Annotated in this window: 17 protein-coding genes and 1 pseudogene; 8 read left to right on the forward strand and 10 right to left on the reverse strand. The window is 34.6% G+C overall.

Going from position 1 to position 23,215, the window contains the following annotated elements; all coding sequences use genetic code 11:
* Positions 1-15: 15 nt before the first annotated feature.
* Positions 16-2,169 carry a TonB-dependent receptor gene (locus M0D21_RS15030; RefSeq protein WP_248330955.1) on the reverse strand — a complete coding sequence of 718 codons (2,154 nt, stop codon included), beginning with the start codon at positions 2,167-2,169 and terminating at the stop codon, positions 16-18.
* A gap of 180 nt (positions 2,170-2,349) precedes the next feature.
* Positions 2,350-3,648: an NAD(P)/FAD-dependent oxidoreductase gene (locus tag M0D21_RS15035; RefSeq protein WP_248330957.1), complete on the reverse strand. Its 1,299-nt coding sequence runs from the start codon at positions 3,646-3,648 to the stop codon at positions 2,350-2,352.
* 144 nt (positions 3,649-3,792) lie between these two features.
* Between M0D21_RS15035 and M0D21_RS15040 the strand changes: the two genes are divergently transcribed.
* Positions 3,793-4,287 (forward strand): RNA polymerase sigma factor, encoded by a 495-nt coding sequence (locus M0D21_RS15040; protein WP_248330960.1) that lies wholly within the window; start codon positions 3,793-3,795, stop codon positions 4,285-4,287.
* Between the two features lie 6 nt (positions 4,288-4,293).
* Positions 4,294-4,917 (forward strand): hypothetical protein, encoded by a 624-nt coding sequence (locus tag M0D21_RS15045; RefSeq protein WP_248330962.1) that lies wholly within the window; start codon positions 4,294-4,296, stop codon positions 4,915-4,917.
* On the opposite strand, the gene M0D21_RS15050 is transcribed toward M0D21_RS15045, so the two are convergent.
* Positions 4,918-6,102: an LETM1-related biofilm-associated protein gene (locus M0D21_RS15050; RefSeq protein WP_248330964.1), complete on the reverse strand. Its 1,185-nt coding sequence runs from the start codon at positions 6,100-6,102 to the stop codon at positions 4,918-4,920.
* Between the two features lie 175 nt (positions 6,103-6,277).
* Between M0D21_RS15050 and M0D21_RS15055 the strand changes: the two are divergent.
* From M0D21_RS15055 to M0D21_RS15070, 4 genes and pseudogenes are all read left to right on the forward strand, one after another.
* Positions 6,278-7,588, forward strand: a pseudogene (locus M0D21_RS15055) (DUF4331 family protein).
* Positions 7,589-7,684: 96 nt separating this feature from the next.
* On the forward strand, positions 7,685-8,974 hold the full coding sequence (locus tag M0D21_RS15060; protein WP_248330966.1) for a tetratricopeptide repeat protein: 1,290 nt from the start codon (positions 7,685-7,687) through the stop codon (positions 8,972-8,974).
* 22 nt (positions 8,975-8,996) lie between these two features.
* Positions 8,997-9,989 carry a hypothetical protein gene (locus M0D21_RS15065; protein ID WP_248330968.1) on the forward strand — a complete coding sequence of 331 codons (993 nt, stop codon included), beginning with the start codon at positions 8,997-8,999 and terminating at the stop codon, positions 9,987-9,989.
* Positions 9,990-10,225: 236 nt separating this feature from the next.
* On the forward strand, positions 10,226-11,383 hold the full coding sequence (locus M0D21_RS15070) for a hypothetical protein (protein WP_248330970.1): 1,158 nt from the start codon (positions 10,226-10,228) through the stop codon (positions 11,381-11,383).
* A 65-nt stretch (positions 11,384-11,448) separates the two neighbouring features.
* Here M0D21_RS15070 and M0D21_RS15075 read toward each other — a convergent pair whose 3' ends face one another.
* The 4 genes from M0D21_RS15075 to M0D21_RS15090 all read right to left on the reverse strand — a co-directional run bounded on the left by M0D21_RS15075 (position 11,449) and on the right by M0D21_RS15090 (position 14,025).
* On the reverse strand, positions 11,449-12,243 hold the full coding sequence (locus M0D21_RS15075) for an anti-sigma factor (protein ID WP_248330972.1): 795 nt from the start codon (positions 12,241-12,243) through the stop codon (positions 11,449-11,451).
* Complete coding sequence (locus M0D21_RS15080) at positions 12,243-12,776, reverse strand: RNA polymerase sigma factor (protein ID WP_248330974.1); 534 nt, start codon at positions 12,774-12,776, stop codon at positions 12,243-12,245. Before M0D21_RS15080 ends, M0D21_RS15075 begins: the two co-directional genes overlap by 1 nt.
* 87 nt (positions 12,777-12,863) lie before the next feature.
* Positions 12,864-13,454, reverse strand: a complete 591-nt coding sequence (locus M0D21_RS15085) for a superoxide dismutase family protein (RefSeq protein ID WP_248330976.1) — start codon at positions 13,452-13,454, stop codon at positions 12,864-12,866.
* Between the two features lie 88 nt (positions 13,455-13,542).
* The gene (locus tag M0D21_RS15090) at positions 13,543-14,025 is read right to left on the reverse strand and encodes a YdeI/OmpD-associated family protein (RefSeq protein ID WP_248330978.1); all 483 of its coding nucleotides are present in this window, start codon (positions 14,023-14,025) and stop codon (positions 13,543-13,545) included.
* A gap of 411 nt (positions 14,026-14,436) precedes the next feature.
* On the opposite strand from M0D21_RS15090, the gene M0D21_RS15095 reads away from it, so the two are divergent.
* Complete coding sequence (locus tag M0D21_RS15095; RefSeq protein WP_248330980.1) at positions 14,437-17,682, forward strand: M36 family metallopeptidase; 3,246 nt, start codon at positions 14,437-14,439, stop codon at positions 17,680-17,682.
* A 31-nt stretch (positions 17,683-17,713) separates the two neighbouring features.
* Here M0D21_RS15095 and M0D21_RS15100 read toward each other — a convergent pair whose 3' ends face one another.
* A complete protein-coding gene (locus M0D21_RS15100) occupies positions 17,714-18,592 on the reverse strand; it encodes a DoxX-like family protein (RefSeq protein WP_248330982.1) in 879 nt (292 codons plus the stop codon).
* Positions 18,593-18,753: 161 nt separating this feature from the next.
* On the opposite strand from M0D21_RS15100, the gene M0D21_RS15105 reads away from it, so the two are divergent.
* Positions 18,754-21,027: a fibronectin type III domain-containing protein gene (locus tag M0D21_RS15105; protein WP_248330984.1), complete on the forward strand. Its 2,274-nt coding sequence runs from the start codon at positions 18,754-18,756 to the stop codon at positions 21,025-21,027.
* 59 nt (positions 21,028-21,086) lie between these two features.
* Here M0D21_RS15105 and M0D21_RS15110 read toward each other — a convergent pair whose 3' ends face one another.
* Together M0D21_RS15110 and M0D21_RS15115 are read right to left on the reverse strand one after the other, a co-directional pair.
* Complete coding sequence (locus M0D21_RS15110) at positions 21,087-21,872, reverse strand: M23 family metallopeptidase (protein ID WP_248330987.1); 786 nt, start codon at positions 21,870-21,872, stop codon at positions 21,087-21,089.
* Between the two features lie 116 nt (positions 21,873-21,988).
* Positions 21,989-23,203 carry a bifunctional alpha/beta hydrolase/OsmC family protein gene (locus M0D21_RS15115; protein ID WP_248330989.1) on the reverse strand — a complete coding sequence of 405 codons (1,215 nt, stop codon included), beginning with the start codon at positions 23,201-23,203 and terminating at the stop codon, positions 21,989-21,991.
* Between the last annotated feature and the right edge of the window lie 12 nt (positions 23,204-23,215).

Consider the following 23,215-nt stretch of genomic DNA (forward strand, 5'->3'; position numbering starts at 1 on the left):
TACTAATTTTTAGGTTTATAAATTATCTAACTGATTATCGTTTTTGTCATCACTTATTGTCCAGAAAAAGCCTAGAATAAAGAATCTGTCTGCGTTGGGTCTTACCGGCTGCCGGGCGAAGTTGCCATTCATTTCTGGAGTATTCGAATACTGATAATTAAAGACATTATCAAAGCCAAGTACGTTTGATACCGAGAAATACAATATTTTTTGCTGACTAATAAGATAGGCCCAACTAAAATTCACAGAGTTAAAAGTCTTAGTTTTCTTATTTTGAAAAACACTTTCATTTGGGTCATTATAAGGTCTTCCAGATCCAAAATTGTAAGTTGTACTCAATAGAGATTTCCAGTCACTTATCCAGTATTTTGTAACTAGAGATAAACTGTGTTCTGTAGCAAAGTTGGGTGTAGCTCTATTAGGGTAGTTTCTATAGTCTCTTTCTGTGTTTAGATATGAATAACTTGCCCAATATTCTAGATTTTTAATTGATTTATTGTCTCTCCAGAATATATCAACCCCTGCCGCATAACCGTCGCCTAGGTTGGTAAAGTTGCTATCAAATTCTGGAATTTCTGTATCAAACTTTACTAAACTTTTATAGGTTTTATAATATCCTTCTGCTCTTAATTGTCGTCCATTATTTTGATATAGATAATTGAAAATATAATGAGATGATTTCTCTGGCTCCAGATCGGTATCAAATTTCAAGATGTTTTGTTGAGGAGCCTGATAAAAATCACCATAAGCCAATGATATTTGGGATTTTGATGAGGTTTTATAGGCCAATGAGGCTCTCGGAGAAACTTTTGTGTTATTGAGTAGTGTATTATGTACGCCTCTTACACCCAACTGCATTGCTAGTTTTTTACTGAAGAATATATTGGCTTCAGTAAATACAGCAGTACTATTATTTTCAAATTTTGAATTGAATTCTCCAAAATCTGGACTGGTTGCGTCTTCAGAAAATGAATTGAGAAATTGCTCCATCCCAAAACTAAGTTTAAACCTATTGCTGAACCTTTTTCTCAACTTAAGTTTAAGATGAAAGCTGTTTTCGACATCTTTAACATCAGTATCTTCAAATCCAATATCATTATAATCATTTGCAAAACTTAAACCTGTTGCTATTTTCCAGTCATTTCCTAAAGTCCCATTATAGGTTGAATTCATATAAAGGTTTCTGTTTTTGAGACCAAAATTAAATCCGTTAGGTGTATTGATATCATCTTGGATCAGGTCGAAACTGGCATAGCTCAACCCTCCATAGACTTTTAGGAGTCCGTTGTTAAACTTGTGGCGGTATACGGCTTCACCCGATAGAGATTCATACGGTTTGATCCATTCGATACGTTGTGATATAATTTCCTGATAAGGGGCTAGGTTCAAGTAAAAACCATTAATGCTAAGTGAGTTCTTTCCCCATTTTTGGGTGTTTCCTCCACCTAACCCTACATTAATAAATTGTAATTCGGTTTTTTCCTGGTCTGGTTCATCGATGGTGTTTAGAAGTAAAACACTTGATAATGCATCCCCATATTCTGAAGAATATCCTCCTGTAGAAAAGTTAGTACCTTGAAATAGGAACGAAGAAAAGCGTCCTCTTGTAGGAATATTATTGGTGGTAGCTGCAAATGGTTGAAAAACTCTTAAACCATCAATATATATATTGGTTTCATTGGCATCTCCACCTCTCACGAATAACCTTCCGTCTTCTTCATTATTAGAAGTTCCGGGAAGTGTTTGTAATGCGCCAATAAAATCTCCTGCAGCACCAGCGGTGGTCACAATGTCAAGTGGTGTGAGAACCGCAGCTTTACTATTATCTCCAGCGGCAAATGTTCCTGCATTCAAAATAACACTATCCAGAGAATTTACGTCTTCTTTGAGTTTGATTTTTAAATTGATCATTTTGCTCACATCTTCAACCAAAGTGAAGGTTTCGAAAGACAGAAATGATATGGTAAGTATTTGTTGTCCGGTTTCAGAAGAAGTAAAGGTAAAATTACCATTCTCATCAGATGAAGCCCCGTCATAGGTGCCTTCAAGATAGATGTTGGCACCTGGAATAGGGTTACCCGAAGAATCGGAAACATTTCCTGAAATAGTGGTTTGCGCTTTAACAGAAAATAAAAAGAGAATAAAAACTAAGGTTAGTGTAAATTTCATGGTGATCATTTTTGATTGATGGGTCAAAAATGAATTTTCTTATAGCTTTATGAAATAAACACTTACCGAATTGTAGAAAAAGAATGATCAATTGAAAAAAATGAAATTCTCTCTTCCCACTAGATTGAAAAGAAATACTTGCATCTTTATCAAATATGAGAATGTCTCTGGATATGTGAGTTAGACTTTCTCCTCTAGAGCACTTTCTTTATTTTTATATGGACGCACGATAAGTCTTGCTGCCTTGTCATAATTGATATAGTTATAGGTCCAGTTAAAGAAGGTGATAAACCTGTTTCTAAAGCCTACCAGAAACCAAAGGTGAATGAACATCCAGATGAACCAAGCAAAAAATCCTCCAAATTTAAATTTCCCTATGTCTACCACTGCTTTATTACGGCCAATAGTTGCCATCGAGCCTTTGTCAAAATAGGTGAAAGGAACCATTTCTTTCCCTTGAAGAAGTTTTTTAAAGTTTTTCGCTAAGTGTTTACCCTGTTGTATTGCAGGCTGTGCAACCATTGGATGACCTTTAGGATACTTTTTAGTCTCCATTAGTGAAATGTCTCCTATTGCAAAAATGTTTTCGTACCCTTCTACTAGATTATATTCATTTACTTTATATCTATTTGCTCTTGGAATCAATGCTTCTGCGTTAATCCCAGAGACCGGTGCACCAGTAACACCAGCCGACCATATAAAGGTGGCTGTCTTAATAGAAAGATCAGTGTTTGTAGTTACCAAGTTATTCTCATAATTTCTTACTTGAGTATTGAGATGAATATGAACACCTAGCTTTTTTAAGAATTTCGAGGCCTTTTCTGAAGCATTTTCGCTCATTGGTGGTAACACCCTGGGAGCGCCTTCGATAAGATGAATTTCCATTTCGCTAAAATCCATATCTGGATAATCCCTAGGAAGCACGTTAAGTTTTAATTCGGCAATCCCCCCGGCGAGTTCTACTCCTGTAGGCCCAGCACCAGCAAGCACAAAGTTTAAAAGTTCCTTTCTCTTTTCAGGGTCCTCAGTGATAACAGCCTGTTCCAAATTTTCAAGCATCAGACTTCTTAGATTTAACGCCTGCGGAAGGTTTTTCATACGCATCGCATTATCCTGAATAGTAGTATTTCCAAAAAAATTGGTCTTAGCTCCGGTAGCAATGACTAGATAGTCATATGAAATGCTACCAATATTGGTAAATACTTTTTGAGTAGTGGGATCAATAGTTTCAACTTCTGCCATTCTAAAAAAGGTATTTTTACCTCTTTTAACTACTTTTCGTAATGGATATGCAATAGAATCGGGTTCTAAAGATGAAGTGGAAACTTGATAAAGTAAGGGTTGAAAAGTGTGGTAATTATGTCGGTCAAGTAGAACCAATTGTACATTTTCTTTCACCATTTTTCTTGCCAATGCAATCCCGGCGAAACCACCACCAATAACAACTAATCTTGGTAAATTAGTATAAGGAATATTCATATGTGTTGCGTTGTGGTACAAAGGTAAAATGATAACCTTAAATACCCTAGAAAATCAGGCTTTTTGTTTAAAAAATGAGAGAATTTATAATTTCTGTGTAACGTAAATGATTTCTTTACTACTTATAAGATGTAACCGACCAAAGTGAATAAAGAATTAGAACATAGTTTTGTAACCCATCTTGAGCAAAATCAAAATATTGTGCACAAGGTTTGTAGGATATATACAAGTGATCCCGACTCACATAATGACCTGTTTCAAGAGATTACGATTCAGCTATGGAAAGCTTATCCAAAATTTAGAGGAGAAGCAAAATTTAGCACTTGGATGTATAGGGTTGCATTAAATACTGCTATTACGCTTTATCGAAAATCTAAGAGAAGTATAAGTACAACAGATCTTGATACCATGAATTTCAAGATAAAGGCAGAAGAGTATGATGATGAGGTGGAGCAGCAATTGAAATTAATGTATGCAGCGGTTAAGCAGCTAAACGATATAGAAAAAGCATTGGTTTTCTTATACCTGGAAGATAAATCATATAGGGAAATTGCTGATACAATGGGTATTAGTGAGGTTAATGCCAGAGTTAAAATGAACCGTGTTAAAACGAAATTGAAAAAAATATTAAATCCTTAGTCCCTTATGGATGAATTAGAATTATTAAAAAAAGAATGGAAAAAGCAAGAAGGTGAGTTGCCAAAGCTTTCCTACGATCAAATCTATAGGATGATATTAAAGAAATCATCTTCTATGGTGAAATGGCTTTTTATCATATGCGTACTGGAATTTATTTTGTGGATGAGCATTGATGTGATTGTAAGGTTTACAGGGGACTTTAATGAATTTGAAGAGTATAACTTAAAAGGATTTATGTTTGTTTCAACGATCTTTTCTTATGGAATTCTACTATATTTCATTCTTAGGTTTTACCGTAACTACAAAAGAATTCAAACCACAGATTCTGCCAAGGTATTAATGCAGAATATTTTGAAAACAAGAAAAACAGTTAAATATTACGTCTGGATAAATCTAAGTTTTCTTACCCTAACAGCACTAGCTGTAGTTGGTTATCTTGCAACCTTTACCGATGCTTACGTAGTAGAAGCTGACCAAGAAAAAGTACCAATTTTTATCATTATTATTAGTGCTATAATTGTATTATCTATTTTTGTAGGTCTTGTGGCATTATTTTATAGAGTAATCTATGGTATACTCACCAGAAGATTGAAGAGAAACTATGAAGAACTTAAAAAACTTGAGTTGTAGTTACTTGTTCTCATTAAAAGCCGAAGGCAATAGCTGAGGTATAAATTTCACTAATAAAGGTAATAAAAGACTACCCCCTGGAAGAATAAAGATGGCCAGAGATGGTATAGTTTTACAGATATCGAGTAGTTGTTGTTTTACCTGTTTTTTTTCTTCTTGAGACAAGTCTCTAACTGCAGATTGCCCCAAAAGTAACATTAAATCTTTGCTCTCTGTAATTTCTTTGATAAGTCTTTTTTTATTGCGGAGTACCAAAATACTTACCGTTCTAGAGGTCTGTTGATAAAAGTGTAGTGCAGGATTTGAATATTTAAAAAAAGCAATGTCCTCTTTATGAGTATTAATAAAAGTTTTTACAAGATTCACCGACTCTTTTACTATATGATCGGGTAGTTCTAGTTCTGCTCCCAAAGCAGACATAAAAGTGAGTTCGCTTTGGTCCAACTCCTCATCATTCCATACTGCTAAACTTGTAAGATCGATGATGTATCTCTTTTCAATTTCATCTTGATAAGGATCTAATTCTATATAGTCAAAACTTGCTTCTTCATCGGTAGAAATGTTGGTGTATCGAACAGACGAAGCAAAAAGCTTAATCAATAATTTGTCGTAATCGTCTTGTTTTTCCTTAGAGTTCAATGCTAGAAAAGCAGTATTGGTCAATGTCTCTTCTAGTTTGGCAGCATATTCAAACGGATTTTTATCATGAATCAAGAAATACTCAAACGCTAACACATCAATAAATAACAAAGCGTTGGTTAGTAAATGACTAAAGTTTTTTCTAAAGATGGATTCGTTGGTTTGAATTCTAGTATGAATTACTTTCTCCAGCTTTTCCATTTTACTTACAGTCAAAACGTTGGCAAAAGAAAAGAAAGATTTTTTGATATCCAGATAATCATAAAATTGTAACAATGCTTTTATACAATCTTTTTTATTGGCATTCTCTATGCTATCGTAGTAGATAACTACTAAGGATGCAAACAAGTTTATTTTGGTGCGCTCTTCTTCAGAATATGCAATATCTGTAGTGTTGGCAATAACCGTATCTATTGAAGTGCCATAGATAAATCCTACCTCACGAAGGTTTGAGTATAGTTCATCAAGAGAACATTGTAATAGAGAAGGGTCATCGTCTAAATCCCTTAAGAATTTCTCTATCCAACCTGAAGTAGATGGGTTCATAGATCAATGAATAATTCATTACAAAGTTAGCTTTATTTTTTGTCTTAATAGCAATTCTCAGTTTAAGAAGCGTATTAAATTCTTTAGTAAAAATTTAACATTTATATAAAAACCGTGATCTGTACTCACTCGTAAGTATGACCGTAAACTTTTAAAATTATAAAAAATGAACCTTATTAAAAAAACAAAATTATGGGTTATTGCGAGTCTTCTTTTTATTGGAGTAGTACTTATGGCTGCAGATCACTTAGATGCACCTGCTGTAATGGGTACAACCGCCGATATAACAGATTTCTATGCTTTTGAGGGGGCAAATACAGATAATACTGTATTTGTGGCGAATGTACAGAGTTCTCTGGCGCCAGCGGGTAATTCGGCCACATTTGATGAGAATGTATTGGTAGAGATTAATATTGACAATAATGGTGACTTAATTGAAGATTTGGTAATTCAAGCAATTTCCAGAGATGATTTTATGTATTTCTTTGGCCCATTTGCACCTTCTTCAACCGGACTAAATAGTACAATAGATGAAAATGCTACCTATATGGGTAAAGTAGAAATAAGCACAGGAGCATCTGCGGCTACAGCTACTGAAAATGGGATATCCTATTTCGCCGGACTCCGTGAAGATCCATTCTTTTTTGATTTCACACAATTTAATGCCGTAATAGGAGGAATGGCTCCCAATGGTTTCAACAACCCAGGGAATGATGATTTCGATGGAACCAATGTATTATCAATTGTAGTTGAAGTGCCTAATTCATTGTTAGGAGGAACATTTAGCCATCCAGCAGGAACAGGAGTAGAGGTATTCAATACATGGGTAGAAGCAAAAAGGAGACAGTAATCAATTCAATATAAAATAGAAAACATTATGAAAACTTTCAATATAAAATATACGTTGTTATCCATACTATTGGTAGCAGGATTAACAAGTTGTAACAATGATGATGATATAACAGATCTTCCTCAAGAATTAGATTTTACAGGAACTTTCGTTCAGGAAGATCAAATGGGAAGACCAGGTATAAATACAGTTCTTAGCGGTACTTCAGAAATCAAAGATGACTTTAATGTTACTATTCCTTCAGAACAGGTAGCGACTTTTCAACCTTTGTTTTTAGATCGGGCAGTGGCATTGCATGCTGCGTTTGGTGCAGAATATGAAACAAATATTTTAGGTCTTGATGCCGCGACATTAACGACAATATTGGCTGCAGATGTTTTACAGGTAGCACCAGATGCACCGACCACATATTTTGATGGGACCAATGTGCTAACAGGGAGAACACTTACAGATGATATCATAGATATTTCTTTGGTGCTAGTATTCGGGGGAGAAAATGGAGATAGGTTTAATGGTCAAGATACCAACGGAGACGGAACCCCAGACTTACCAATTTTAGTAACAGATGGAGTAAATAATTCAGGAGAAACGCCTTTAAATTCTTTTCCTTATTTAGAACCTCCGCATAGTCTATAAATGTAAAACTAATTTAAATTTTTAGGACAAGGCTTGCAGAAAATAATCACAATTAATGATTCGCAAGCCTTGTCAACAAACTACAAAAGAAATAAAATGAAACTACCATATATATTATACCTAATTATATTTTCTGGCAGTATTTTTTCTTGCCAGATTAATGAAGATAAGGTGCTTAACTCAAATGAATATGATAAGTTCCTAAAAGTTACCGAAAGTAAAATTACCGGAGATTCCACATTAAGATTAAATTTTTGGAATCATAAAATACAAAACGATAGTATCCAGATATTGGCAATGGCTTCTGCTGCGGGAGAATACTCTAAGTTGTTTCAAGCTACCGGAAAAATAGAATATTTAAAATCTGCAGAGGCATTGTTGGTGCAATCTGTGAAGAAAGCTGCAATTAAAAAAGAAACATACCTATTGGCTTTGGCTCAAAACTATATTTCTCAACATAGATTTAGGGAAGCTAAGCAAGCAGCATTACGAGCCCACAAATTGGTCGCAAATTCTTCTACTCAAATGGTATTGTTTGATGCTACTATGGAATTAGGTGAGTATGCGCAAGCCGAGGAATATCTTAAGAGTCTAGCAGATCAAAACAATTATAATTTTTTGATTCGATTAGCAAAATGGAATGACTACAAAGGAAAACTAGATGCTACCATACGTAATATGGAAAAAGCAAAGACTATTGCAGAAAGTAGTAATAATAAAGGATTAATGCTATGGTCCTATACCAATTTGGCAGATTATTATGGGCATGCAGGAAAAATTAAAGCTTCCTATGAGCATTACCTCATGGCATTGCAATTAGATCCTTCCAATGCATATGCTAAAAAAGGAATTGCTTGGATAGCATATTCCTATGAAAAAGATCCACAAGAAGCATTGCGAATTATTGATGCTATTTTAACCTCGTATCAAGCTCCAGATTATTTTTTATTTAAAGCTGAAATCGCGGCATACCAAAATGATCTATCTACAAAGGAAATCAACATTCAAAAGTATACAGATATGGTTAAAGATGACCGCTATGGAGAAATGTATAATACAATAAATGCATTGGTGCTAGCAGAGGAGGAAGAAGATTTTGACACCGCTTTGAGGATTATGAAAAAAGAAGTGGCAAATAGGGAGACTCCAGAAACCTATGATCATTTAGCCTACATTTTCTTCTTAAAAGGAGAATATCAAAAAGCACTAGAAATAGCCAAAGAGTTTGTACAGGGTAAAACTTTTGAGCCAACGGCTAGCTTGCATCTTGCTCAAATATATAAGGCCAATGGTTATGAAGAAAAAGTAAAAAGATTTAAGAAAGAGCTACTTGAAAGCAGTTACGAACTAGGGCCATTGGTGGTAAATGAAATTCATAACCTATAGTTTTTCTTAAGAACAATAGAAGATGAGTCGTTTACTATTGTATATCATTTTTTTTGTTGGTTGCAGACTAGGGCTTAATGGTCAGGTTCTAGAAAGAACATCGGATGAATTGAAGGTAACAAAGCTTCCTGAAATTCAATTAGGGCAAATAGTTGTAAATCGCAGTATTCACAGCTCAAACTATGGTAAGGATGTTATTGTAATCGATGAAGATGATGCGATCTTTCCCAATATTTTTTCTGTAAATAATATTTGGGCAATGTTAAAACAAGAATTCGAAGTTGGAGAGGTATCGATTAACGCTGGTGTTTTTTTAAATCAGTTTACTCAGGAAGCCGAAACTTCTAATATAGGACACAAAAACCTTTCTATGGCAATGTTGAATCTACAAACGATTATAGCTGAAAATTGGAAAATTGCGTTAGATTTTAGAGTGGGTTTAGATCACGAAGAATTGTCTCAAGGACTCGAAATGAATTTTGGTATAGAATGGAATCCCATTCCAGATTTAACCTTAAATACCGGATATAGAGAATTTAACTTAGATGAAAACTTTAACTATTTTGATGATGAAGGGCTAGCCGAAGTAGAAACAGATTCAAAAATTAAAGCGGTAAACTTAGGGTTGAAGTATGGGGTAAATGACTGGTTAAGTTTTAATACAGAAATTATCTATGCCACAAATTACATTTCGGGAATTACTCAAAAAGAATTAAGCGTAGAAGGAGGTTTTGGAATTGCACTTTCAAACAATGTAGTAGGAGGGTTAAGTTATAGGTATGTAAATCAGCAAAATTATGACATTTCTTCGTTGGCTACAGATGCAGAATTGGTTTATACCAAAACTAATTGGGAATTAGGAATAGGTGTACAGAATATTCTTAATAATAACTGGTTTGAACCCGAATTTGCAACCATCGCAAACCTATCTGAAGGGTATGCATTTGATGAAGGATTTTATTTCCTGAATGATGACTCTTTCTTTGTGGGAATGACAATTGCCTATAATTTTTGAGTAGTAGCTTTTGTTTTTTTTTGATGTTTGTAAAAAGCTTACCTACAGGGAGGTAGGTAAGTTTTTTTCTCCTACAAAATGGTTTTTAATGATCCAAATTTAGTGCACAAGTATGAAGATGGTCGATGTTATTTTTACTTACATCGTTTTTATGAATTCCAACTAACTTTTAAAATTTGTTTTTTATAGTTTTGCTGCTCTCGGGGAAAAAACATTATCAACCAAAACCTTTTATTATGAAAAAAAATTACTTTGTATTGAAGTATGCGTTTATTGCGTTACTATTAATTTTTGCATCTTGTAGTAAAGATGAGGAAAACGAACAAATGAATGAATCGGCTGAAGCGGTTGCTGAGCTTGATTTTGTAAAAAATGATGGAACAGAAGGCCTGCCGAAAGAAGAAGCTTTTGAAGCAGATGAAGAAGCACCAATTCTTGAAGAAGGAGCAAAATCGTATTGGAATTATGATTACACATTATTAAAACCATCAGATCTTACTCCAGATCAGGTAAAAGCTAAGGCTTGTGGAGAGTCTACAACTATGCCTCTATTAGTAGGTTCTAGAAAGTTGAAAGTAGGAAAGGTTGTAGTTTCAAACGATGAAGAGAACCTTTACTTAACTTTTAGAGCAAATAAATCTAGGTACATGAAGAAAGTGTATCTATATATTGGAGAAAAAGGACAAATTCCTTTTTATTCTAATGGGTTTCCTAATCTTCGTAAGTTTAACTTCAAGGCTTTTCCTTATTACTTCGGAGGAATGAAAAAAGCAACTTACGTAATTCCACTTTCTTCAATCAATCTAGATTGTTTTGAGATCGTAGCATATTCTAAAGTTTATGACAAGAACAGTAGCTGTTTCTATTCTGCTTTTGCTTATAACAAAAACCTTACTCAAGAGTATACATACTCTTACTATTCTGGATGTTACTATTATGGAGAGTGGGTAAGATCATTCGAATATTGTGTAGAAAAATGTCAAGCAGAGTGTGTGCAAGCATATGGTTACCATGAGCAATGTGGAATTTGTGAAAATGATGTATTAAATACATTCTTTGCGTATACGTTCTTAGATAGTAGAGGACCAGATGGGTTTAATATTGAATTGATTACTAATACCAATGGTTGTGATATTAGTACTAGCACAGAAGTAGGTCATATCAATATCAAAGCTTTAGAAGGAAGTAGATATCAAATTTCTTATGAGGTGAATGCCGGGTATGAAATGTGTGAACTTAATTTTAGCTATGGTTCTTCAAGATTTGATACTCCAAACACAGTGTCAGAGCAATTCGATACTCCAACAACTTCTTACAGTTTCGAAATAGACAGATTACCTGCAGGAGCAAATATTTATATCAATAGTGGAGCTCAGATTGCAGAAAGCAATTAATTGAGAATTCATTTATGTTAAACATATAGGAACAGGATTAGGATGAAAATCTTAATCCTGTTTTTTTATGATTCGATTGTACCTAGTGTATACAACATTTCCAGAGTGGGAAATGTACTTCCACCTTCTGGTTCTAAAGTAATTCCAAAAGCCTCAGATTCATTTTGATTTTTTAATAAGAAAATTTTGTTTTTATTATCATCAAATTGATCCAATATCCCTAAGCTGGTAGGAGTAAGGGGGTTTAATTTTAAAGACCATACTTGGTATACTTTCCCTGGAGGAGGGGTAGGTAATCCAGCTACGTCTATATATACTTTTTCTGAATCCTTATCCCAATAAACCGCAGCATAAGCAGTGGGATCTATTTTTTGGCCAGGTAAAGGTACCTGAAGAATATCTTTATTTCTGAGAACGCTCAATATGTTTTTGGTAGTAGTTAAATCTTCTTCAGCAACCTTAAGCTTTCCTTCTAGTAGTTGTTGTTCAATTTGATTTTTAACCAGTTGTTGTTTTAGTGTTTTGTTTTTGTTCAATTGAGTAAATAAGCCAAGGAGTAACGCAATAGAAGCTGCCCATGCGATATAAGTAGGTAAGCTACTACGTTTGCGGGTAACAGGAATAACTTGTTTTTGATCTTCTTGTATATTACTTTGAATTTGTGAGAAAATAGTATCACTGCGATTAGGGGCCAAAGCACCCGATAATTGTTGAAGTGATTTTTCGATACGTTCAACTTCGGCCATAGCTTCGGGATGTTTTTTCAAAACCTCGTATACTTCGGCATTCTCTTTTTCTGAAAGAGAACCCGAAACATAAAGTTCTAAAATTCCTGATGCTATGTATGCTTTAATATCCATTATTTAATTTCTAAGACTTCTTTTAGTTTTTGAATACAAATTCTATTCCTTGTTTTTATTGTTCCCAATGGAATCTCTAAATTTTCGGCAGCCTCTTTTTGTGTAAATCCTTTAAAAAATAGAAGGTCAATTATTTTCTTACACATGGGTTCTAAAACTTTAATATACTTTTTTATACCTATGCTATCAATTTTACTAGAGAAATTAGTTTTGTCTTCCAATATATCTACGAAAAAATCGGCATTTAGGTTTTGCGAAGAATTCCTGAAACTTTTAGACCTAGTTTTATCGATAGCTGCGTTACGGGCTATGTTAAGAATCCAGGTAAAGAAACGGCCCTTTTTTTCAGAGTATGTATGGGCATTATTCCATATTTTGATAAATACGTCTTGTAAAACTTCTTCGGCCAATGTCTCATCTCGTAGAATAGTATATATGACACCAAAAATATTATCAGCATACATATCATAGATACGTCTAAAAGCATCTTGATTCTTTTTTTGTAAGCCTTTAATTAATTCGGTGGGTTGCATCAATATTGTTTACGATTAGTCCCAAATCAACAATTCTGAAGAGTAAAAAAGGAGGTATGTACCTCTTTTTGGTTTTTAGGTATATAACTATTGTATGATTCCTCCGCAACTTATTCTACTTCCTGCTGCACCAGAAGGTTGTGATGTAAAATCGTCTACTCCTTGATGTACAATAATCGCTTTACCTAGAATATTCTTTTTCTTATCATCACATCCTATACACCATTCGTTGGTTGCAAAGTTAATCACCCCATTTCCTTCATCGTCTGCTTTAAAATTACCAATATCTCCTCTGTGAAAACCTTCTTTGGCACCCCATTTTCCATGAGGTTCCAAGGTGGGATTCCAATGTCCACCAGTCGATTTTCCGTCAGACGAAGAGCAATCTGCTTTTTCATGAATGTGTATGGCATGTTCCCCCTTGCTAAGTCCAGTAAGTTCTGCAGTCATATTAACAATACCCTCAGCTTCCATAAAGGTAACTTTACCAGTTACGTTACTTTCACTTTTTGGATCAAGATTAAAACTTATAGTTTTGGTAGTGTCGTCTTCCTTTTTTTTAGTGGAGTGTACTGTTTTCGTTATATCGTCCTGATCTGTACTTTCTTTCTTTTCTCCTTTACAGCTGTAAACCATAAAAGATAAAAGGACTATGACTATCAATTGTAAACTTTTCATAATTCTAAATTTGATATTCCGTTTGTAAACGTAAGATAAGGCTGTTTTCGTACTTGTCAAAGTATTTAAAGGAGAAATAAGTATACTATTATATAGGCTTTATTAATTCTCTATGATCTCGAATTCCTCTTTTTAAGTTTTCGGTTATGCGTATAGAACGGTCAATTCTTGTTTGAGAATTTTTAATTTTTAGAATATAATAGATGATACTTCTTTTTTTTCCGTCTGTTAATGATTCGAAAATTTCAGAAGCGTGAAAATCACTTTGTAAAACCGCCTCAAGTTCTTCAGGCATTTCTACACCATATTTTGAGGTGTCTTCGAGAAGTTCAACGGTAAAATGATCAATAGGAGAAACAGTTAACTTTTTCTGGTTTGCCGCATTTAATGTAATATGATAAAGTCCATGATATTTTTGTATCGCTGCATGGTATTCAATTATTTTTTTCTGAAAACTAACTTTTACTTTTACTCTTTTTTGTCCATTATTTATAAAACCTGTAGCGATGAATTCAGGAACCAAAAAAGTATGAGAAGACTGTAACTGAGTTTCAAAGGTTGCGTTTTTCATCTTAATTCGATTTAAAATTTATGAGAGATATCTCATATTTACTTCAAGAATATTTTGTTTAGACTTTAAAAGTTTTTGTTAATCAAATTTTGGGTTTTTTATGCTAAATGTTTGTTTTTCAGGTGAAAAAATAAAAAAAAATTCGACACTTTTCCCGTAATCACTTAAAGGTATAGTTATTTTTTATCCTATCGGGTTTATAGGTTAAAAAAAACCTAACATTTTGTTAATGCTAGTGTTTATAATAGTTAAGGACGACAGGACTATGTGAAATTAGTTTTTAACAAAAATGTTGAAAATATTTTAATGGAAATGTTAATTTGTGGTAATTAAATGTGTATTTATCATGTTTTGTCGCTTAGGCTTTAATTTTCTTTAATTTTGTAATACACAAACTCAAAACATTTTTTTATGAAAAAAGTCTACTCGTTTGTCCTATTTGTATTCTTCATTGGGCAGACAACTTTTGCACAACAGGACATGAGATCTATTGTCCAAAATCATTTTAGTGACGCGGTAATAAGTACTTCAAAATCAGAAAAAACACTGAATGACTATTCTAATTGGAGAATTACCGATATAGTTCCTTCTTTAAACAAAAACGTGAAGCACGTTTATGTTAATCAGATGTTTAACAATATTCCTATTACTGATGGGACATATAAGTTAAATGTGAATAATGGAAAGGTTGTTTTTGAAATTAATCAATTCGTTAATGAAGTTAAAGCAAAGGTAACTTCTACAAAAGCATCTACTTCTCCAGAAAATGCGATTAATGCGGTTATAAGTAGACATAAATTGGCCTCTGCCAAAAGTTTGTCTCCAACTCTTGAAAAGAGTAAAGGAGAAAATGTTTTTGTTTACAGAAACTCCGGTATTACCGCTTTTGATGAGCCAATCAAAGTAAAACAGGTATATCGCTTACATAAAGATGAGCTTAGACTTTGCTGGAATGTAAGTATTTATCAGAAAGATGCACAACATTGGTGGAATGCCGATGTAGATGCAGTATCAAACACAATTCTAAAAGAGCAGGATTGGGTAATCACCTGTAATTTTGATGGTCCTGGACACGAAAATCATAATCATGGATCTGTACTTCTAGATAAAAAAGTAGAAGGACCAATGACCAAAGCTGAGGCTACGGCGGCGTTGGCACCAGATTCTTATAATGTTTACGCGATGCCAATTGGAAATCCTGATGAAGGAAATCGTAGTATCGCTACAGACCCTGCAAATTTAACAGCTTCACCATTCGGATGGCATGACACCAATGGATCACCAGGGGCAGAATTTACGATAACTAGAGGTAATAACGTTTGGGCTCAGGATGACAGTAACGGAAACAACGGAACAGGTTTTTCTCCTAATGGAGGAGCAAGTTTAGATTTTGATTTCCCTGTGAATCTAAATCAAGCGCCTAGCAATTATAGAGATGCATCAATCGTAAACTTATTTTATTGGAATAACATTATGCATGATGTATTCTATCAATATGGTTTTGATGAGGCCAGTGGAAATTTCCAAGAAAACAACTACGGAAATGGTGGTGCAGGGAGTGATTCTGTAAATGCAGATGCTCAGGATGGAAGTGGAACAAATAATGCAAACTTTGCAACTCCTGGAGATGGAGGTAATCCTAGAATGCAAATGTTCCTTTGGAATCGTACTAACCCAGGACGTGATGGTTCATTTGATAATGTGATTATCGCTCATGAGTATGGTCATGGTATTTCTATTCGTTTGGTAGGTGGACCATCTTCAAATACGCTTGGTGGATCTGAGCAAATGGGTGAAGGATGGTCAGACTGGTTTGGACTGATGCTTACCATGAAAGCTGGTGATCAAGGAACAGATGGTAGAGGTGTAGGTACTTATGTATTAGGTCAAGGAGTGAATGGAGTAGGGATTAGACCAACACGTTATTCTACAAATAGATCGATTAATGATACAGATTATGCTGACATTGGTGGATTGGCACGACCTCATGGAGTAGGATACGCTTTTGCAACTATTCTTTGGGATATGACTTGGTTATTAGTAGATCAAGAAGGCTTTGATCCAGATTTTTATAATGGTACAGGAGGAAACAATATCGCGATGGCTTTAGTAACAGAAGGTCTTAAAAATACAGCAAATAATCCTGGTTTCGTTTCTGGTCGTGATGGAATACTTCAAGCAGATCAAGATCTATATGGTGGACAATATAGCTGTTTAATCTGGAAAGCGTTTGCTGAAAGAGGTGTAGGAGAAGGAGCAAATGAAAACAATAATGGAGGATCTAATGGACAGACCGACCAAACAGTTTCGTTCACAAACCCTTGTGATGGAGGAGGACCTGGTCCGGGAACAGGAGATTGTTCTGGTGATGTGGCTTCATTCCCATTCAGCGAAAGTTTTGAAACAAATTTTGGAGATTGGGCACAAGCTACAACTGGTGATGATTTAGATTTTACCAGAAATTCTGGAGGTACACCATCTAACGGTACAGGACCAAGCAGTGCAGCAGATGGGAATACGTATATCTATGTAGAAGCATCAGGAAATGGTACTGGATATCCAAATAAAAGAGCAATTTTAAACTCACCTTGTTTAAACTTTAGCGGTTTAACACAACCTACGCTTTCATTCCAATACCATATGCTAGGTAGCGCTATCAATAGTTTAACTGTTGAAGCAAGAACCAACAATGATGGAGTATGGTCAAGTGTATTTAGTAGAAACGGAGCTCAAGGTAGTAACTGGAATGCTGCAGATGTTGATCTTGCTGCTTATGCAGGAGAGGCTAGCGTGCAATTGCGATTTAATGTAGTAACTGGTAGTGGTTCTCAGGGATGGCAAAGTGATATAGCCCTAGACGCAATTAGTATTCAAGAGGGTACCGGAAATCCTGGTCCTACGTGTGATGCATTAAACTTTAATGATTTTACAATTACATCATTCTCTAATCAGGATGCTGCTGGAAACTTCTCTGTAGGTAGTGGAGGTGCTTCATTAGTGCTTACTAACAATACCTGGAAGTATATTGCTCTTAATTATACGGTTACAGCAAATACAGTTATAGAGTTTGACTTCAGTAGTTCATCTCAAGGAGAAATACATGGTGTTGGTTTTGAAAATGATAATACCTTAACCTCTACACGATATTTTAAAGTTCATGGAACACAAAACTATGGTGTAACCAATTTTGATAATTATTCTAGTGGGACTACTACATATGTAATTCCGGTTGGTAATTTCTACACTGGAAGCATGGATAGACTCGTGTTCATAAACGATAACGATGCTGGCTCAGGAAACAATTCTACGTTCTCTAACGTGAAAATTTACGAAGGTTCTTGCGGATCTTCTGTTAGAGTTGCAGATTTCGGACCAACTACAGCACTTCTAGGTACAGAAGATGAAGGTGCTTTCTCTTCTATTAGAATTGCACCTAACCCAATTAAAAAAGGAAATTTATTACAGGTATTTATACCTAATAATGGGCAATCCAAAGACACTTTCTACTCTATAATTAATTTAGTAGGACAGAAAGTTGGAAGTGGAAAGCTTAATGATAATGGTTCTATCAATGTAGAATCTCTCAAAGCCGGTATGTATATGCTTAAACTTGAGAATTCACAGATGAAGACTGTTGAGCGTTTTATTATTAACTAATTGATTTGTTGAGAAAATGGGAAAAGGCCGTCTAAGCAGCGGCCTTTTTTCTTTTATGAAATATTATCATAGTATCATAATGCGAAGTAAGATAAAGTACAGCCAACGGAACCAAACCGTGAGGAAGTCTATAAATTACTTGATGTAAATTTTGATGAATAGATGCTAGAGGGAAATCAATGTAAAAATTGGCTACAATTCTGGCCAATGCTGTAAGCAACCCCCATATCACTGCATACCATAATGCATATTTCTCTGTTACAGGAATGAAAATGAGAATAGCTAACATAAAATCGATTATTCCTGCTACATACAAGAATGTAACCGCTGTCGGTTCAGAACATCCAAAAATTTGAATAACCATATCTATAAATTTTCCAGGGACAGGATAAAAACCAAATGCATAAAGACCATGAGAAAAGAAAGTAACAGCAATTAATATTTTTAGTATAAGAGTGATTCGATTTTCAGTAATAGTATTATTAAAACAAAAGAGGTAAACAAATGGTAATCCAAACTGGATACTATGCTCAAAAAACTGAGCAAGATGATAAAACTTTTCTTTGGTCATTAAAATAGACAATAGAACAAGACTAACACCTCCTAGATAAATGGGTAACTTTTGCCAGATAGTACTCTTTTTTCTGATGGTTAAGGTTACAATTGCAGCAATTAAGTATATAATTCCGTTTCCTCTAATAATATTTTGAATAGTATGGTCTGTAGTACTACTGGTGACATAATCTTGCCAGGAAATATTAAAAAGGTTCTCTACTAAGGGTTTGAGTAAAGATTCATCCCAAAAAAAGGATCGATACGGAGCATCCCAAAATAGATGTTGCCATGCTCTACCTATAAAAATTAAGAATACTGAAATTTGAATAAGTGTTAGAACTTTTGAGTTTTTCATAGTGCAAAGTAAATTCTAATCATGTTAAAGGTAATTGAAATCATTGTTATGTTTTGTAAAAACTTACGTTATGGTAGTTAACTCTTAGTTAACATTCTTTAGAAGTTTATGTAACACAGTATCAAATTGTAAATTTAGGCAACCTAACAAACACACTAATCATGAAAAAATATTACATTCTTTTAGCTCTTTTTCTATTAGGATTACAACTTCAGGCCTCAAATGGTAAATATCGTCTGACTTTAAGAGGAAATCCCGCCACATCCATCGTAATAGGATGGGATCAAACTTCAGGAAGTAACCCAATTGTATATTATGGTACTACAGATTATGGAACCAATTACAACAGCTATCCCAACTCTAAAACTCCAGATAGAGTAGTTTCTTATAAAAGTATGAATAACCATTTTGCTCGATTAACAGGTTTGCAACCTAATACCGCATATTACTTCGTAATAAGAGATAGTCAAGGAACTAGCGAACGTTTTTGGTTTAAGACTGCCCCATCAAATAATAGCAGATTATCATTCATAGCAGGAGGTGACTCCAGAAACAATAGAACTCCTAGAAGAAATGCTAATCTTTTGGTCTCAAAACTAAAACCTAATGCAATACTTTTTGGAGGAGATATGACCAATGGTGATAGTAGTTCAGAATGGAGAGAATGGTTTGATGATTGGCAACTTACTATTGCAAACGATAATAGAATGTTCCCAATTGTTGCAGCTAGAGGTAATCATGAGGATAGTAATAATAGTATTTATAATCTGTTTGATGTACCCTCATCAAGTGTTTATTATGCAATTACGTTTGGTAATAATCTAATACGTGCATATACCTTGAATACAGAAATTTCTATCTCTGGAAGTCAAACTACTTGGTTACAAAATGATTTAAATGCCAATGCCAATACAATTTGGAAAGTCGCCCAGTACCATAAACCAATGAGACCTCATGTTTCTTCAAAATCTGAAGGGAATAGCCAGTATAACAATTGGGCACAATTATTTTATGAAAAGGGAGTGAAGTTGGTAGTAGAATGTGATTCACATACTGTAAAAACTACATGGCCAGTAAGACCTACAACAGGATCAGGAAGTGATGAAGGTTTTAGAAGAGATGATCAAAATGGAACCGTATATGTAGGGGAAGGATGCTGGGGTGCCCCATTACGTACGAATAATGATAATAAAGATTGGACCAGAAACTCTTCCAGATTCAATCAATTTAAATGGATTTTTGTCGATGAAGACAAAATTGAAACAAGAACGATTAGGGTAGATAATGCTTCTCAAGTAGGTTCTTTATCCAATAATAACGTATTTACTATACCTAATAATTTAGATATTTGGAACCCTTCAAACGGTAGTGTAGTAACTATCAATAAAGGAACTGTGGTAGACCCCGATCCTGATAATGGAACGGTAGATGTTGCTATTTCTTCAGGAAGTGACGACGTAGAAGAGCGTGAAAATGGTGATTTATATACCAATAGTAGTGACTTAGAACTGGTTTATGATAGTTATAGTAGTGCAGGATATCAGGTGATTGGACTTCGTTTCAGATCGGTAGGAGTGCCTAAAAATGCTACCATCACCAGTGCTTATTTACAATTTACAGCAGATGAGAGCAATAGTGCCGCTACCGAATTAGAGATTTCTTTGCATGATAGTAGTAATTCACCAGCGTTTTCAAATTCAAATAAGGTATCAAATAGAAATACATTTTCAAGTAAAGTAACCTGGGAACCACAGTCCTGGTCTAGTAATCAAAACGGAAGTGCGCAACGTACACCAAATCTAAAAACAATGGTGCAAAGCCTTGTTAATAAAAGTAATTGGTCATCGGGTAATAATGTAAGTTTTATAATACGTGGTAAGGGAGTAAGTTTAACCAGTACATCGGCCAAAAGAGTTGCAGACTCTTATGAAGGAGGATCAAGTAAAGCAGCCAGGTTTATTGTAAATTATACTTCGGGAACAGATCCTGTAGATGTTTGTGATGGTATATCTTCATGGCAAAGCGGAGTGAGTTATGCAGTGGGAGATAAAGTGACATATCAAGGCAATTTATTTGAAAGAACTTCAACAGGTTGGGAATTTATAGCAGCATGTGGTACTTCTAGAAGCAATACTTTTACTTCTAAGATAGTTGCACCTCCCGTATATGAAAATACAGATAGTATTGCATTTCACCCTAATCCATTTACTAACGAAATTCACATTCTGAATTCACATTTAATTCCCGGAAAATCGTATGAAGTAACTATTTATAATATGGCTGGGAATACCATATTTACAAAATCTATTTCTACAACATCAAAATATAATATGACTTCGATTCAACCAGGAATTCGTCAAGCTGGAATATATATATTATCTGTACAGGATGAAAATGGTAACATATTACAAACTCAAAGACTAATTAAGAAATAAATAGTTTCTAGGCGTGTATCCTTAAAAACCGTTACTTCTGTATCCAGAGTAACGGTTTTTTATTTTTCTAAAACTTTATATTTTTTTCCTTGTTTTAATTCCTGACCTTCATATCCTTCAAAATATATGGGAATAGCAATATCTCTCTCTTTTCGCACTACAAAATGAAGGTGTGGGCCTTTGGTATATCCTGTTAAACCTGAATACCCAAGGTGTTGCCCCTTAATTACCTGATCACCTTCGTTTACTAATACACCTTTATAATCTAAATGTACATAATAGGCAGTTGTACCATCGTTGTGTAGGATTATAATTCGATTTGCGTGATGCAAGAATTCTATGCCTCCAGATTCTTTAAATTTATCTACTACTTTTACGACCAATCCTTCTCGAGCGGCATATACCGGTTCTCCAATTTCCAGTTGAAAATCTATAGCATATCTCGAAGTTTCTTTGTGATGAGAGTGTTTACCATGGTACCCCTGAGAGACCCTATATTTCTTATTTTTTTTAAAAGGTAACCTATAGAGGTACTTTTTATCCGGATGAATATTGTAGGGATCACCAATAAAATATTTGGCCTTATACGATGTATTAAACTGTTGTCGTATAAGCTCTTTATTTGTATCTGTCCAAGACATAATCAATACACTATCTTTTGGAGAAATCACAGATTCTTTGATTATGGAGTCATTTGTCTTTAAGGATAAAGACAATAAAAGAGGAGCATATGTATAGTTGATAGCATATAAATTCGTACTCTCTGCTACAGCAATTATTTTTAACCTTAAATCTACCTTTGAAGAATCTTTTTGAGATTCAAAGAAGTCAGATTTAAAATTCATGCTATTCCCATGATTTATCGATAGTATGCAGAGCAATAGAAATTTATACATACCGTAAAGATGTGAAAAATGGGATAGTGTTACAAAAAGGGTACAACGATTTAATTTTTATGTTGTTATTGGATTAGTTTAGTGATTACCTGAGTCTCACTATGCAAGGTCTTGTGAACAGGGCATTTATCTGCGATCTGTAAAATTCTCTGAATTTGTTTTTCATCCAGATTACCCTCTAGTTTAATTTCTCTGTCAAAAGTATCGATCTTCGCTGTTGGATCTTCACAATTTTCACAATCTACAGCATGTGCTTTACCATAGCTTGTATGTACTTCGACATTTTGTAAATCCCATCCTTTGCGAGAAACATACATTTTTATGGTCATTGCCGTACAGGCAGATAACCCAGCCGACACTAATTCATAAGGAGAAGGTCCAAAATCATTACCTCCAACACTTTCCGGTTCATCGGCTACCATATAATGATTCCCAACTTTCATTTGTGTTGTATATCCTTCTGCATCGTCTAGACTCGCTACAACATGATGTTGACTGTTAATTTTAGGAGTTTCAGGTATTTCAACATATCTAGATGACCATCCGGCAATAACTTTCCCAACATATACAGAATCTTTTTTATTCATTAATAAATGATCGGCCCCGTCTAAGGTTACAAAACTTTTTGGATGTTTTGCAGCATGGTAAATCTCTTCAGCGTTAATAATACCAACCGTTGTGTCTTGCGGTGAATGCATTACCAGAAGCGCTTTGTTTAAATTTTTGGCAACTTCAGGTAGAGATTTAGTTTCTAGATCTTCTATAAATTGTTTTTTGATGGTAAAATCTCGTCCACTTAAGTTAACCACTGCTTTTCCGGTAGCTTCAATTTCGTCCAAACCGCTTTTTAATAAATGTGTAACATGTTTGGGATTAGAAGGAGCTCCCACAGTAGCCACCGCTTTGATCGATTCGATTTGAGAGGCAGCAAAAATTGCAGCAGCACCTCCAAGTGAGTGCCCAATAATAAGAGTAGGGGCTTGGTACTCTTCTTTCAAAAAGTTGGCAGCTGCGATTAAATCTTCTACATTACCCGAGAAATTCGTATCTGCAAAATCACCTTCACTTTCTCCTAAACCAGTAAAATCAAATCGTAACACACCAAACCCTTGTGATGTAAGTCCTCGACTTATATTTCTAACTGCTCCTAAATTTTTGTTACAGGTAAAACAGTGTGCAAAAAGTGCAAAGTTATGTGGGTGTTGATCTACAGGTAACTCTAAACGACCAGAAAGTTTTTGACCCTCTGCATTGGTAAAAGTGATTTTGGATAGGCTCATGTTATTTATTTT

Source organism: Aquimarina acroporae, from assembly GCF_023195925.1.
In the GTDB taxonomy this organism is placed as follows: Bacteria; Bacteroidota; Bacteroidia; order Flavobacteriales; family Flavobacteriaceae; genus Aquimarina; species Aquimarina acroporae.